A 13,733-nucleotide genomic window follows, 5' to 3' on the forward strand; every position below is an offset into this window, starting at 1 on the left:
CGGGCGGCGCCCCGGGCCCCGGCCCTCCCGGGAGGGGACCGGGGCCGTCCCGTCACCCGTCACCCGGGTGCGGCGGCAGGCGCAGGTGGGCCAGGTCCGGCGGGACCGGCCCGTCGGGCCGGTACAGCGGCGGGGCCTGCCCGTCCGCCGCGGCCGCCGGGGCGTCGGCCAGCCGGAAGCGCTCGCGCAGTCGGCCGTAGAAGTCGGTGGGACCCAGCCGGACCAGCCGCAGCCGGCGGGGCGCCGCGTAGACCGCGACCCAGTCGCCGGGGTCCAGCACGCCCCGCAGCTGGCCGTCGATGCTCACGGCCACCCGGCCGGAGTGCGGCAGGACCCGCACGGCCACGACCTCGTCCGGGGCGACGACCAGCGTGCGGTCGAACACCATGTGCGGGGCGACGGGCGTGAAGACGACGGCGTCGACGTGCGGGGAGACCACGGGCCCGCCGGCGGCGAAGCTGTAGGCGGTGGAGCCGGTGGGCGTGGCGGCGACCACCGCGTCGGCGGAGTACGAGGCGAACAGGCGCCCGCCGAGGTAGACGGCGAGGCTCGCCTGCCGGTCGCGGGCGAGCTTCTCGAACACCACGTCGTTGAGGGCGGTGACGTCCAGCGCCACGCCCCAGCCCACGTCCTGCGGGTCGCCGGGCCTCAGGTGCGGCGGGGGGAGGGCCGGCCCGCGGCCGTAGCGCAGCAGGGCCTCCATGCCCTCGGGGAGCTCCAGCGGGCGGGACGCGCGCAGGGTGAGCGTCATCCGCTCCTCCAGCAGCGCCCGCCCCTCGTGGACGGCGTCCAGGGCGTCCTCCACCCCGGCGGCGGCGACCTCGGTGAGGAAGCCGACCCGTCCCAGGTCCACACCCAGCACCGCGGCGTCGCAGGCGGCGGCGATCCGTGCCCCGCGCAGGAAGGTGCCGTCGCCGCCGAGGGTGACGATCAGGTCCGGGTTCCCCGCGGCCTCGGCCTCCTCCCGGCCCCCGTGGCGCGGCTCGTCGTCCCGCCACACGTCGATGTCCACGGCGGGGACGTCCCGCGCCGCGCACCACCGGCGCACCGCCTCGGCGGCGGACACGGCCTCCTCCCGTCCCTCGTGCACCACCATGCCGACCCGGCCGACGGGCATCGGGCACCTCCCGGTTCGAGCGGTTCCGCCCTCCAGCATGCGCCCCGGGGCACGCGTCCGCCGCGCCGGCTGAGCAGCCCCCGCGGCCGTCCGTGCCGCCGTCCACGCCGACGGCGGCCGGGCCGTCGTGCCGCAGACCCGGGCCACGGCCGGTGCCGCCCGTGCCCCGTCCGTCCGTGGTGGTGCGGTTGCTGCGGGCTGTCCGGGGGTGGGGCGGGCGGGTGTTGCGTTCCGCCGGTGCGGTGCGGTGCGGTGCGGTGCGGTGCGGTGCGGTGCGGTGGGGGTCAGGTGAGGGGGAGGTGGGCGTGGAGGCGTTTGCCGTGGGGGGTGGTCTCGGTGTGGAGGCGGGTGCAGAGGGCGAGGACGATTTCGAGGCCGTGGCCGCCGATGCGGGCGGCGTCGTGGGTGCGGGGGGCGGGGAGGGCGGGGTGGGTGTCCTCGACGGTGATGTGGAGGTGCTGGTCGGTGAGGGTGAGGTCGAGGCGGCAGGGGCCGGGGGCGTGGCGGGTGGCGTTGGTGACGAGTTCGCTGACGACGAGGAGGGCGGTCTCGCGGGTGCGGTCGGTGAGGGGGTGGCCGGTGGCGGCGGCGTGGGTGAGGAGGTCGGCGGTGAGGGTGCGGGCGGTGGCGGCGGTGCCGGGGGTGCCGTCGAGGGTGGCCTGCCGGCGCATGGGCGTGCTCCTGCCGCTGTCGGGTGCGCCGCCGGGGACGCCGCCGTCGGGGTGGCCGTCGCCGGGCCGGTCCGGGGGGCCGCCGCCGGGGCCGGGGCGCGGCGGGCCCTGCGGACACGGGCCCGGTGCGCGGGTTCCCGCACAGACGGTCCGGATCGGGCCGGGAAGGCGGGCGCCGAAGCGGCTCCGCTCCCGGGGTTCGTCCTGGTCCGACGCGGTCCGGACGGCGGTGTCGGGGGTGGTCACCCCGGGCGGCTACCCCCCGATCCGCGTCCGATACCCGGTCGGGCGGTGCGAATTCCCGGTACCGGCCCGGCGCCGCCCGTCACGCGGCGTCCAGCAGCCCCGTCACCCCGGCCACCTCGAACAGGAACAGGGCCTGCTCCCGTGCCCCGACGATCCGCATCCGGCCGCCGGCCGCGCTGATCCGGTGCCGTGCGGCCAGCAGGACGTGCAGGCCGGAGGAGTCCATGAACGACACCTCGGTCAGGTCCACGACCACGGTCGCGGGCGCCCTCTCGGCCAGGGGCGCCAGCTCCGCCGCCAGCACCGGGCAGGTGTCGAAGTCGACGTCGCCGGCCACCGCGACCCGCACCGTGCCGGTCGCGTCCACCTCGGTCCTGGCTTCCACCGGTCGCACCCCTTCCGCGGCCTCCGGTGACCGGGCTTCTTCCGTCCGGGTGAGTACCGCCGGCCCCCAGCCTGACACATGCCGGGGCCTGCGCCCATCCCTGACCCGGGGCGGGCCGGCCGCGGGGGCCGGAATGCGCCATCCGACGCAGGCCCCGGCACCCGCGGCGCCGTCCCGCGACCCCGATGCGGCCAAGGGCTCACCTGTGCACGGACGTGTGCGGCGGGCACCGGTACGACCGGCTGCTCCTCTCCACCGCTCCCACGGTCCACGGCGCCGGCGGCTGCCGCGGCACCGCCGTGGAGGGCGGGCACATGACCGCCGTCCTCCGCTGAAGGGCCCGAGCCGCAGCCCGCAGCCGCCCCCCGCCCGCAGCCGCCCGCCCCCGTGCCCGCTCCCGGGCTGCTCCGTCCGTGGGCCGGGGGGAGGGTCCGCTCGCGTGGCAGGCCGCCCCGCGCCCGCGGGTGTGCGAGCGTGCGGCGCATGCGCATCGATCTGGGCGGCAGGACCGCCGTCGTCACCGGCTCCTCCCAGGGCATCGGCCTGGCCGTCGCGGCCGGCCTGGCGCAGGCGGGGGCCAGGACGGTCCTCACCGGCCGGGGCGAGGACCGGCTGCGGCAGGCGGCCGACCGGGTCGCCGAGGCGGCGCCCGGGGCCGAGGTCGTCACCGTCGCCTCGGACCTGACCACGTCCGAGGGGGCCGAGGCGCTGCTCCGGGAGGTCCCGGACGCGGACGTGCTGGTCAACAACCTCGGGATCTTCGAGGTGGCCGCCCCGCTGGAGATCACCGACGAGCGGTGGCGCACGTACTTCGACACCAACGTGCTGAGCGCGGTGCGCCTGATCCGCGCCTACCTGCCGGGCATGGAGCGGCGCGGCTGGGGCCGGGTCCTGAACATCGCCAGCGACTCCGCCCTGGTCATCCCCGCCGAGATGATCCACTACGGGATGACCAAGACCGCCCTCCTGGCCGTCTCCCGCGGCTTCGCGAAGGCGGCCGCCGGCACCGGGGTCACCGTCAACTCCGTGATCGCCGGGCCCACGCACACCCCCGGCGTCGAGTACTTCGTGTACGACCTGGTGGGGCGCGACCGCCCCTGGGAGGAGGCCCAGCGGGAGTTCATGCGCCTCCACCGGCCGCAGTCGCTCCTGGGGCGGCTCATCGAACCGGAGGAGATCGCCCACCTGGTCGTCTACCTCAGCTCCCCGCAGGCGTCGGCGACCACGGGTGCGGCGGTCCGGGTCGACGGGGGCTACGTGGACTCGATCGTCCCGTGACGGCGCCGGTCCTGATCCGCCGTGACCCCGTGGCGCCGTGACCTCCGGGACCGGCGCCCGCCCCGCGGGGGCCTGTGCCAGTCTTGTCCTCCATGAGACCGCGCCCCCATGTGCTCCTGTCGGCCGCCGCGTCGCTGGACGGGTGCCTCGACGACACCAGCTCCACCCGTCTGCTGCTCTCCAACGAGGCGGACTTCGAGCGGGTGGACGAGGTCAGGGCCGGGGTGGACGCCATCCTGGTCGGCGCCGCCACGATCCGGGCGGACGACCCCCGGCTGCTGGTCTGCTCGGAGGACCGGCGGCTGCGCCGCGTCCGCGAGGGGCTGCCGCCGACGCCGGTGAAGGTCACGCTGACGGAGAGCGGGGACCTCGACCCTGCGGCCCGCTTCTTCACCACCGGCGACGGCGACAAGCTCGTCTACACCACCACGGGGGCGCTGCCCTCCGTCCGGGAGCGCCTGGGGCGGGCCGCCACGGTCGTCGGTGCGGGCGACCCGCTGGACGTGCACGCGGTGCTGGCCGACCTCGCGGGGCGCGGGATCGGGCGGCTCATGATCGAGGGCGGCGGCGCCGTGCACACCATGTTCCTCACGGCCGGCGTCGTCGACGAGCTGCACCTCGTGTACGCCCCGTTCTTCGTCGGCCAGGCCGACGCGCCGCGGCTCGTCCGCCCGGCCGTCTTCCCGCAGGGGCCGGACCGGCGCATGACGCTGGCGGAGGCCCGGCAGATCGGCGACGTGGTGCTGCTCCGCTACCTTCCGCACCGCGACGACTGACCCTCCGCCGGGAACCCCGCCTGACGGAGGCGCACCGGCCCGGCGGCGACCCGCGCCCCGCGGTCCCGCCCCGGTCCGTCCTGGGGCCGGGCCGGCCCGGCGACCGCGGCAGCCACGGCGAGCCCGGGGAGCCCGGGGAGCCCGGCCGCCACGGGGAGCACCTCGGCACCGCCGGCCCGCGCGGGACCGGCCGGGGCCGCCGGCGCGGGCGGGAGGCCCGCGCGGGCCGCGGCGTCCGTCAGCCCGGAGGCGGCCGCGACGGCGCCGCGCGGCCGGGCCCGCCACAGCCACACCGTGTCCCGGCCGAAGGACCACACGAGCGCGGCGAGCGCCGCGGCGGCCACGGCGGCCGACGCCGCGGGCGGCAGGACCCCCGCGCACACCACCGCCAGGGTGACGCCCTGCTGCGCGGCCACGGCCTTCCGGGCGAGGCTCGGCGGAAGGGCGGCGCGCAGCCACGGCGCGACCCGGGCGGCCGCGACGAAGGCGTACCGCATGGCCCCGGCCGCCAGGACCCACGCGCCGCACGAGGCGGCCGCACGGACGCTCAGCACCAGGATGAGGAAGGCGTCCGCCTCCATGTCGAACCGCGCCCCCAGCGGGGACGCCGTGCCGGTGCGCCGGGCGACCCGGCCGTCCACCGCGTCGAGGGCGAGCGCCGCCGCGGCCAGGCCCGTCAGGACCGCGCCGTGCCCGGTGCCGTCCGCGACCAGCGCCGCCACGCCGCCGCCGAGCACGGTCCGGGCCAGGGTGACGCGGTCGGCCGGTCCCGGCGCGGAGGCCCCCGACCGCCGCAGGGCGCCGGCCAGCAGGGCCGGGACGGCGACGGCGAGCACCCCGCCCGTCAGCCACCCCGCGGGGCCCAGGCCCACCGAGGCCCCCAGCAGGACCAGCAGCAGGACCTGCGCGGCGGCACCGGCGGCCGGCGTCCGCCAGACCGGACCCCGCCCGGCCGGACTCCTCCGTGCCGGACCCCGCCCGTCCGCGCCGTGCCCGGCCGGACGGTCCCGCCGGGCCGTGCCCCGCCCGCGCGGGGCGTGCCCGGCCGCGTCGCGGCCCTCCGGTCCCCGCCGGTCCGCGCCGCGCCGCACCGGGCCCCGCCCGTCCGTGCCGTGCCCGGCCGGCCTGCGCCCGGCCGTGCCTCCGCCGCGCCGGTACCGCACGTCCATCACCGCTCCCGTCTCCGCCTGCGTCTCCCCCCGGTCCGCACCGCCCCCGTCCGCGGCCGCGCCGGGGGACCGCGTACGGTACCGGCACGACCGGGGCGGCGGGCGCCGCCCGTCCGTCCGTCATGGAGGTCTCTGGTGGAACGCACGGCACGCGCCTTCTGGTTCACCCCGTCCGGCGGGGGAGCGTCCGGCGGGGGAGCGGGGGAGATCCGGTCCGCCGCCCTCCCCGCGACCGGCCCCGGCGAGGTCCTGGTCCGGTCCCTCTACTCGGGGGTGAGCCGCGGGACCGAGTCCCTGGTCCTGCGCGGCGGCGTCCCCCAGAGCCAGCGCGAGGCGATGCGGGCGCCCTTCCAGGAGGGGGACTTCCCGGGGCCGGTCAAGTACGGCTACCTCAGCGTCGGGGTGGTCGAGGAGGGCCCGCCGGACCTGGCCGGCCGTCACGTCTTCTGCCTCCACCCGCACCAGACGCGGTACGTCGTCCCGGCGGCCGCGGTCACCCCCGTGCCGGACGGGGTGCCCCCGGCGCGCGCGGTGCTGGCCGGGACCGTGGAGACCGCGGTCAACGCGCTGTGGGACGCCGCGCCGCTCGTGGGCGACCGGATCGCCGTCGTCGGCGCCGGGATGGTCGGCTGCTGTGTCGCCGCGCTGGCCGCCCGCGTCCCCGGGGCCAGGGTCCAGCTGGTCGACGTCGACCCCGCGCGGGCCGCCGTCGCCGAGGCCCTCGGCGCGGACTTCGCGCTGCCCGACCGGGCCGAGGGCGGCTGCGACCTGGTGCTGCACGCCAGCGCCACCGCGGAGGGGCTCGCCCGCTCCCTCGACCTGCTGGGGCACGAGGGGACGGTCGTCGACCTCAGCTGGTACGGCGACCGGCAGGTCGCGCTGCCCCTGGGGGAGGCCTTCCACTCCCGCCGCCTCACCGTGCGCAGCAGCCAGGTCGGCACGGTCTCGCCGGCCCGCAGCGCGCGGCGCGGCTTCGCCGACCGCATGGCCCTGGCCCTGCGCCTGCTCGCCGACCCCGCCTTCGACGTGCTGGTCACCGGCGAGAGCGCCTTCGAGGACCTGCCCCGGGTGATGCCGATGATCGCCGGAGGTGAACTTCCGGCGCTCTGCCACCGTATCGTCTACGGGACCGCCTGACCGGGCCCCCGGACCGGACGCCGCGGCGGCGCCCGCCGGCAGGGCCGCACCCGGCCCGACCGCCCGCCGCAGCGCCGCACACCGCAGCACCGCACGCCCCGGCACCGCCGGATCCCCGACCCCCGACCCCCGACCCCCGACCCCGCACCGCCCGGTCCCCGCACCGCGGGACCGCCCACCGCCCCGGGAGGGACCCCTTGTTCAGCGTCACCGTCCGCGACCACATCATGGTCGCCCACAGCTTCCGCGGCGAGGTCTTCGGCCCCGCGCAGCGGCTGCACGGCGCGACCTTCCTGGTGGACGCGACGTTCCGCCGCGCCGAACTCGACGCCGACAACCTCGTCGTCGACATCGGGCTGGCCTCCGCGGAGCTCGCCGGGGTGCTCGGCGGGCTCAACTACCGCAACCTCGACGACGACCCCGAGTTCGCCGGGGTCAACACCTCGACGGAGTTCCTGGCCAAGGTCATCGCCGACCGGCTCGCCGACCGGGTGGCGGCCGGCGCCCTCGGCGAGGGCGCCCGCGGGCTGGCGTCGCTCGCGGTCGTGCTGCACGAGTCGCACGTCGCCTGGGCGAGCTACGAGCGCACGCTGTGAGGACGTCCGCCGTGACGGGGTCCCCGCCGGGGACGGCGGGGGCCCGGCCCGTCCACCTCGTCGTCCCCGGCGACGTGGACGACCCGGGCGCGCCCAGCGGCGGCAACGTCTACGACCGCCGCATGAGCCGCTGCCTGGCCGCGGCGGGCCGGCCGGTCCGCGAGGTCGCCGTCGCCGGCGACTGGCCGCAGCCCGGCCCCGCCGCGCGGGCGGAGCTCGACCGGTCGCTCGCCGCCCTCCCCGACGGCGCCGCCGTGCTCCTCGACGGGCTCGTGGCGTGCGGCGTGCCGGAGGTCGTCGTGCCGCACACGCGCCGGCTGCGGACGGCGGTCCTCGTCCACCTGCCCCTGGCCGACGAGACCGGACTGGCCCCCGACCGCGCCGCCCGGCTCGACGCCCGTGAGCGGGAGACCCTGCGCGCCGCCGACCTGGTGGTGGCCACCAGCCCCCGGGCCGCACAGGGCCTGACGGTACGTCATGCACTGGACCCGGCCCGGGTCCACGTCGTCGCCCCGGGCGTCGACCCGGCGCCGCCCGCACCCGGCAGCGACGCGGGGAACCGGCTGCTCTGCGTCGCCTCCCTGACCCCGCGCAAGGGGCAGGACCTGCTCGTCGAGGCGCTCGCCGCCGTCTCCGGCCTCCCCTGGGACTGCACGTTCGCCGGGCCGCACGGCCGCGACCCCGGCTACGCCGCCCGCCTGCGGGAGCGCATCGCACGGCACCGCCTCGCGGACCGCGTGCACCTGCCCGGACCGCTGGCGGGGGAGGCGCTGGACGCGGCGTACGCCTCCGCCGACCTGCTGGTGCTGCCGTCCCGCGCCGAGACCTACGGCATGGTGGTCACCGAGGCGCTCGCCCGGGGACTGCCCGTCCTGGCCGCCGCCGTCGGCGGCGTCCCGGACGCCCTCGGCCGCGACCCCGACGGCGGCCTGCCGGGCGTCCTCGTCCCCCCGGACGACGGGGCGGCCCTCGCGGCGGCCCTCCGCCGCTGGCTCGGCGACCCGGAGGAGCGGCGGCGCCTGCGCGCCTCGGCACTGCGGCGGCGCTCCGCCCTGGAGGGCTGGGACCGGGCCGCCGGGCGCCTGGACGCGGTACTGCGGCTGCTGCACGCGGAGCCCCCGCACACGGCGGCCGACCTGCACGGGAGGACCGGTCCGCGCCGCGGGACCGGCCTGCACGGGAAGACCGACCTGCGCCGGGGGACCGGCCCGCACGGGACGGCAGGCCCCCGCGAGGAGCCCCGTCCGGACGAGGAGACCCGTTGAACGCCCCGGAGGCACCGCAGTTCACCCCGCACTGGCTGGCGCTGCGGGAGGACGCCGACGCCGACGCCCGCGCCACCGGCCTGCTCGGACCGCTGCGGGACCACCTCGCGGCGGCCGGCGCCCCCCGCCGGGACGGCCGCCTGGTCGTGCGCGACCTCGGCTGCGGCACCGGCTCCCAGGCCCGCTGGCTCGCCGGGCGGCTGCCCGGCCCCCAGCACTGGATCCTCCACGACCGCGATCCCGCCCTGCTCGCCCTCGCCGCCGCGGGCACCGCCCGCCTCACCGCCCACGGGACCGCGGTCACGGCCGAGACCCGCGAGGGGGACCTCACGGACCTCCGCGCCGCGGACCTCGCCGACACCTCGCTCGTCACCGCCTCCGCCCTCCTCGACCTGCTCACCGCCGAGGAGGTGGACGCCCTCGCCGCCGCCTGCACCGGGGCCGGCCGTCCGGCGCTGCTCACCCTCTCCGTCACGGGCAGCGTCGCCCTCCACCCGGCCGACCCCCTCGACACCGCGGTCGCCGCCGCCTTCGACGCCCACCAGCGGCGCCGCACCGGCGGCCGCCGCCTGCTCGGTCCGGACGCGGTGGCCGCCGCGGCCGAGGCGTTCGAACGCCTCGGCGCGACGGTGCTGCACCTCCCCAGCCCGTGGCGGCTCGGGCCGGACCGGGCCGCGCTGGCGGAGGAGTGGCTGCGGGGCTGGGTCGGCGCGGCGTGCGAGCAGGAGCCCGGCCTCGCACCCCGGGCGGACGCCTACCTCCGGCGCAGGCTCGACGCCTGCGCCGCCGGCGCGCTGCGCGTCACGGTCGGCCACGGGGATCTGCTGGCGCTGCCGCCCGCCGCCCCCGGCGGCGTCCGGTGAGGCGGCGCACCGGGCCCCTGCTGCGGGCCCTGGGCGGCGCCGTGATCCTCGCCGTCCTCGTGCGGCGGCTCGGCGCCGGCGCCTTCACGGCGGCCCTGCGCGAGGTCGACGGCCGGGCGGTCCTCGCCGCGCTCGGCATCGGCCTGCTCACCACCGTCCTCAGCGCGTGGCGCTGGCGCCTCGTGGCCGACCGCCTCGGCCTGCGGCTGCCGCTGGGCCGGGCCGTCGCGGACTACTACCGGGCGCTGCTGCTCAACGCGGTCCTGCCCGCGGGGGTGCTCGGCGACGTCCACCGCGCGGTGCACCACGGGCGGCGGTCCGGCGACGTGGGCCGGGGGGTGCGGGCCGTGGTCCTCGAACGCGTCGCCGGGCAGGCGGTCGTCCTCGTCCTCGGGGGAGCGGTGCTGCTCGCCCGGCCCTCCCTGATCGCCTCGCTCGCCTCCTCCCCGGCCCCCGGACCGGTCGGCCGGCTCGCCGCGGCCGGCGCGGCGGTGGCGGCGGTGGCCGCGGTCCTCGCCCTCCGGACCCTGCGCAGGAGGGCCGCCCGGCGGGAAGCGGCCCGGCGGGAAGCGGCCCGGCGGGAGACGGACCGGGGGAGGGGCGCCCCGGCGACGGCCCCGGCCGACGCGCGCCGGGTCCTGCTCGCCCGCGGCGTCTGGCCGGGCGTGGTGCTCGCGTCGGCGGCCGCGATGGCGGGCCACGTCGCGCTCTTCCTCGTCGCGGCGCGCGCCGCGGGCTCGGCGGCCCCCGCCGCCGACCTGGTGCCGCCGCTGGTGCTGGCGCTGCTGGTGATGGGCATCCCGCTCAACGTCGGCGGGTGGGGCCCCCGGGAGGCCGCCGCCGCGCTGGCGTTCGGCGCCGCCGGACTGGGCGCCGACCGGGGCCTCGCCACCTCGGTGGTGTACGGGGTGCTGACCCTCGTGGCGGCCCTGCCGGGCGCCGCGGTGCTGCTCGCCCCGGCGGCCGCGGCACTCGCCGGACGCCTCCGCCGCGGCGCGCCCCGTCCGCTCCCCGGGGAGCCCGCACGGACGGCAGCCGTCGCACCCGGCGCAGCCGCCCCACCCGGCGCATCCGACGCACCGGCCGCCCCCGGCGGCGCCCGCCGCCTGCGGACCGCCGCCCCGCCCGCCGCCCTGCGGGGATCCCCCGGCCGGCGCGGGGACGCGGCCGCCTGACGCCCCGTCGTGCGGCACCGGCGGGGGCGGGGCCGCCGTACCGGCCGGCGGCCCGCCGCCGCGCCGGGGTCCGGGTGCGGTCCGGGTGCCCGCGCCGGGGCCCCGGTGCCCGGACGGGCGGGAATACCGGGGACCCGGCGCGGGTTGAAGCGGCGTCTCCGCAGTCCCGGCACCAGAAGGACGCCCGCCATGCCCCAGGCGCAGCCGCCCGCAGCCCCGCCCCGCACGACCGGGGCCGCGTCGTGAGCGCACCGCACCCCCTGGACAACCCCGTGTGGTGGTCGCTGACCGGCCCCCACGCCCACCTGGCCGAGCGGCGGGGCGGCGCCCTGCGCTACCCGGCCGACGTCTCCCCGTTCGCCGCGGTGCCCGACGAGCCGGACACGGCCGACTGGGCGGGCGTCGCCGAACTCGCCGCCTCGGGCACGGAGCCGCTCCTCACCACCGGCGTGGCGGCCGCCCCGCCCGAGGGGTGGGAGACGTTCTTCAGCGTCGAGGGGGTGCAGCTGGTGGACGACGGGCTCGCCGCGGCCCCCGACGCGGAGGCCGTGCGGCTGGGCGCCGCCGACGTGCCCGAGATGCTGGACCTGGCCGGGCGGACCAGGCCCGGCCCGTTCCTGCCGCGCACGGTCGAACTGGGCACGTACCTCGGCATCCGGCGCGGAGGCGCGCTGGTGGCGATGGCCGGCGAGCGGCTGCGGCCCCCGGGGTGGACGGAGATCAGCGCGGTCTGCACCGACCCGGACTTCCGCGGGCAGGGCCTGGCGGCCCGGCTGGTCCTCGCGGTCGCGGCCGGCATCCGCGCCCGGGGCGAGACGCCCTTCCTCCACGCCGCCGCGGACAACACCCCGGCGATCCGCCTGTACGAGGCGCTGGGCTTCCGCCTGCGCCGCACCACCTCCTTCGTCGGCTCCCGCCCGCTCGACCCGGTACCGGCGGTCTGAGCCCGGGCTCCGCGCGGCCGCCCGGGGCCGCAACCCCGCCGCCCCGGGCCCGGCCGACCGGCGCCCGCGCCGGGCCGCAGCGGTGCGCTGCTCCCCGGCTGCGGCCCGGCGGCCGCGTCAGGGCGCCGAGGCCGGTGCCGTGCCCCCGTCCCGGACGGTGCGGCGGGAGAGGGCCTCGGAGGCCCTCGCGGTGGCGTAGAGGGAGGCCGCGAGGGTGAGGGCCAGGGCCAGGCCCGCGGCGAGGATCCCGCCGGTCGCGGCCGGCGGGTCGCCCGCGTCGCCCGCCTGGGCGCGCGCCGACCCGTTCAGGAAGGGGACGACGGCCAGGACGGCGACGCCGAGGACCGTCTCGCCCAGGACCACCCGGGGGAAGTGGCGCAGGGTCAGCCGCAGCAGCGTCGGGGTGGCGTCTGCCGCCCGGGCCCGGGCGATGCGCGGCATCAGCCGGAACTGGTTGAAGGCCCCCGCCGCGACCATGCCCAGCACCAGCGCGGTCTTGACGAGCAGGAGGACCCCGAAGGCGGTGGTCCACAGCTGCTCCGGCGCGCCGACGCTCCGCCAGGTGAGCCAGAGGCCGGAGACGAGCACCGCCCCCACGGCGGCCAGCGCGACGGTGCCGAAGCGCCGCCAGACGCCCGCCCAGAGCACCCCCGCGTGCCCGCCGCGCCCCCCGCGGAGCCCGGCGAAGGCGGCGAGGGCGGCGAGTCCGCCGACCCAGGCGGCGCCGCCGAGGATGTGGGCCTGCACGAGCAGGCGGTCCAGGGTGTCGTCCAGGACCTCGGGCGCGGCCTTGACCGGGACGGACCCGACGAGCGTGACCGCCGCGCAGAGGGGGAGGGCGGTCAGCACGAGCGCGTCCAGGTGCCTGCGGCCCCTGCGGGTGAAGAGCGCGGTCAGCGCGAGGGCGGCCAGGACCAGCACCGCGTTCTGCACCGTGAGCAGCGTGCCCCGCGCCACCCAGGCGCCTGGTTCGGCGGGCGCGCCCAGGAGGTCCGCGATGCGCCCCGGGGCCAGCGCCCGGCCGAAGGGGGTCCCCTCGTCGGCCCGCGCGACCCGCGCGGCGAGCTGGGCGTAGCCGGCGACCGGCAGGACGACGCCGGTCCAGGCCAGGTACCGCGCGGCCCGGCGTTCCAGTGCTGCCGTGGCGGCGGCGCCGGCCTCCCCGCCGCGCAGCCCGGGGCGGACCGCGGCCGCGTACGCGAGGGTGGCGCCGAGGGCGCCGGAGAGTCCGGCGAACCAGCCGAACCTGGTGAGGATCCGCCACAGCGGGGGAACGGCGTCGGGGGCTGCGGACGCGGCAGCCAGCGATATGCTCATGAAGGTTAGCCTAACCTAACTTGAGAGGGCGTCGGTGCCCCTCGGGACCGAGGGGCGCGCGGTCGGCGCGCCACGCCTCCGGGCGGCCGGGCCCCCACGCCATCGCCGCCGCCGTCACCGCCAGCGGCGCCGCCCGGTGCTGTGGGAGGCTGGCCGGGTGAACCTGGAGGACCTCGTCCGGCTGCGCCGGGCCCGTGACCTGATGGACCGCGACTACGCGAAGCCGCTCGACGTCCCGGCGCTGGCGCGCGTCGCCCTCATGTCGCCGGGCCACTTCTCCCGCAGCTTCCGCGCCGCCTTCGGGGAGACGCCGTACAGCTACCTGATGACGCGCCGGATCGAGCGGGCCATGGCGCTGCTGCGGCGGGGCGACCTGACGGTGACGGAGGTCTGCTTCGAGGTCGGCTGCACCTCGCTGGGGTCGTTCAGCTCGCGGTTCACCGAGCTGGTCGGCGAGAGCCCGAGCGCGTACCGGGCCCGCCGCCCCGACGAGGGCTCCGCCCTCCCGGCCTGCGTGGCCAAGGTCCACACGAGGCCGGTCAGGAACGGAGAAGCGAGACCTCCCTCCCCGCCCGTAGCGTGAGACGCGTGGACACCGGGCTCCCGCCCTGCTCCGCCGTCGACGGCCACGACCCGGTCCGACGCACCGGCCGGCACCGCCGGCCGGGCGGCGTGCCGCTGCCGCAGCCCGCCGGCGAAGGAGGACCGTACGCACCGCCCGAGGCCGGCCGGACCGGTCCGGCCGACCCCGACGGGGACCGCGGAGCCGGCCCCGCACGACGGATGGAGAGACG

Annotated in this window: 15 protein-coding genes; 10 read left to right on the plus strand and 5 right to left on the minus strand. The window is 79.4% G+C overall.

All coding sequences use genetic code 11. The features are described from left to right. Positions 1 to 52: 52 nt before the first annotated feature. From ACFY07_RS12825 to ACFY07_RS12835, 3 genes are all read right to left on the minus strand, one after another. On the minus strand, positions 53 to 1,117 hold the full coding sequence (locus ACFY07_RS12825) for an NAD(+)/NADH kinase (RefSeq protein WP_390868677.1): 1,065 nt from the start codon (positions 1,115 to 1,117) through the stop codon (positions 53 to 55). Positions 1,118 to 1,401: 284 nt separating this feature from the next. Next, the gene (locus tag ACFY07_RS12830; protein ID WP_230653753.1) at positions 1,402 to 1,788 is read right to left on the minus strand and encodes an ATP-binding protein; all 387 of its coding nucleotides are present in this window, start codon (positions 1,786 to 1,788) and stop codon (positions 1,402 to 1,404) included. A 325-nt stretch (positions 1,789 to 2,113) separates the two neighbouring features. Then, positions 2,114 to 2,419: an STAS domain-containing protein gene (locus ACFY07_RS12835; RefSeq protein WP_390868678.1), complete on the minus strand. Its 306-nt coding sequence runs from the start codon at positions 2,417 to 2,419 to the stop codon at positions 2,114 to 2,116. Between the two features lie 185 nt (positions 2,420 to 2,604). On the opposite strand from ACFY07_RS12835, the gene ACFY07_RS12840 reads away from it, so the two are divergent. From ACFY07_RS12840 to ACFY07_RS12850, 3 genes are all read left to right on the plus strand, one after another. Continuing rightward, positions 2,605 to 2,754, plus strand: a complete 150-nt coding sequence (locus ACFY07_RS12840) for a hypothetical protein (RefSeq protein WP_390868679.1) — start codon at positions 2,605 to 2,607, stop codon at positions 2,752 to 2,754. Between the two features lie 148 nt (positions 2,755 to 2,902). Continuing rightward, complete coding sequence (locus tag ACFY07_RS12845) at positions 2,903 to 3,697, plus strand: SDR family NAD(P)-dependent oxidoreductase (RefSeq protein WP_390868680.1); 795 nt, start codon at positions 2,903 to 2,905, stop codon at positions 3,695 to 3,697. A gap of 92 nt (positions 3,698 to 3,789) precedes the next feature. Beyond that, positions 3,790 to 4,473: a RibD family protein gene (locus ACFY07_RS12850; RefSeq protein ID WP_390868681.1), complete on the plus strand. Its 684-nt coding sequence runs from the start codon at positions 3,790 to 3,792 to the stop codon at positions 4,471 to 4,473. Here ACFY07_RS12850 and ACFY07_RS12855 read toward each other — a convergent pair. Beyond that, the gene (locus ACFY07_RS12855) at positions 4,449 to 5,345 is read right to left on the minus strand and encodes a CDP-alcohol phosphatidyltransferase family protein (RefSeq protein ID WP_390868682.1); all 897 of its coding nucleotides are present in this window, start codon (positions 5,343 to 5,345) and stop codon (positions 4,449 to 4,451) included. The two genes, ACFY07_RS12850 and ACFY07_RS12855, sit on opposite strands and share 25 nt — an antisense overlap. A gap of 432 nt (positions 5,346 to 5,777) precedes the next feature. Here ACFY07_RS12855 and ACFY07_RS12860 point away from each other — a divergent pair, with 432 nt between their 5' ends. From ACFY07_RS12860 to ACFY07_RS12885, 6 genes are all read left to right on the plus strand, one after another. Beyond that, complete coding sequence (locus ACFY07_RS12860; protein WP_390868683.1) at positions 5,778 to 6,779, plus strand: zinc-binding alcohol dehydrogenase; 1,002 nt, start codon at positions 5,778 to 5,780, stop codon at positions 6,777 to 6,779. 197 nt (positions 6,780 to 6,976) lie between these two features. Next, on the plus strand, positions 6,977 to 7,375 hold the full coding sequence (locus ACFY07_RS12865) for a 6-carboxytetrahydropterin synthase (RefSeq protein ID WP_230653737.1): 399 nt from the start codon (positions 6,977 to 6,979) through the stop codon (positions 7,373 to 7,375). 11 nt (positions 7,376 to 7,386) lie between these two features. Further along, on the plus strand, positions 7,387 to 8,640 hold the full coding sequence (locus tag ACFY07_RS12870; RefSeq protein ID WP_390868684.1) for a glycosyltransferase family 4 protein: 1,254 nt from the start codon (positions 7,387 to 7,389) through the stop codon (positions 8,638 to 8,640). Further along, entirely contained in the window at positions 8,637 to 9,503 is an 867-nt protein-coding gene (locus tag ACFY07_RS12875) for a methyltransferase domain-containing protein (protein WP_390868685.1), read from the plus strand. Before ACFY07_RS12870 ends, ACFY07_RS12875 begins: the two co-directional genes overlap by 4 nt. Continuing rightward, positions 9,500 to 10,678, plus strand: coding sequence for a lysylphosphatidylglycerol synthase transmembrane domain-containing protein (locus ACFY07_RS12880; RefSeq protein ID WP_390868686.1), 1,179 nt, complete (start codon positions 9,500 to 9,502; stop codon positions 10,676 to 10,678). The genes ACFY07_RS12875 and ACFY07_RS12880 overlap by 4 nt, the downstream gene beginning before the upstream one ends. 242 nt (positions 10,679 to 10,920) lie before the next feature. Next, positions 10,921 to 11,622: a GNAT family N-acetyltransferase gene (locus ACFY07_RS12885; protein WP_390868687.1), complete on the plus strand. Its 702-nt coding sequence runs from the start codon at positions 10,921 to 10,923 to the stop codon at positions 11,620 to 11,622. Positions 11,623 to 11,739: 117 nt separating this feature from the next. On the opposite strand, the gene ACFY07_RS12890 is transcribed toward ACFY07_RS12885, so the two are convergent. Further along, the gene (locus tag ACFY07_RS12890; protein WP_390868688.1) at positions 11,740 to 12,939 is read right to left on the minus strand and encodes a CopD family protein; all 1,200 of its coding nucleotides are present in this window, start codon (positions 12,937 to 12,939) and stop codon (positions 11,740 to 11,742) included. 157 nt (positions 12,940 to 13,096) lie between these two features. Here ACFY07_RS12890 and ACFY07_RS12895 point away from each other — a divergent pair, with 157 nt between their 5' ends. Beyond that, complete coding sequence (locus ACFY07_RS12895) at positions 13,097 to 13,522, plus strand: helix-turn-helix transcriptional regulator (protein ID WP_390868689.1); 426 nt, start codon at positions 13,097 to 13,099, stop codon at positions 13,520 to 13,522. Positions 13,523 to 13,733: the final 211 nt, after the last annotated feature.

Source organism: Streptomyces sp. NPDC001380 (genome assembly GCF_042895785.1).
In the GTDB taxonomy this organism is placed as follows: Bacteria; Actinomycetota; Actinomycetes; order Streptomycetales; family Streptomycetaceae; genus Peterkaempfera.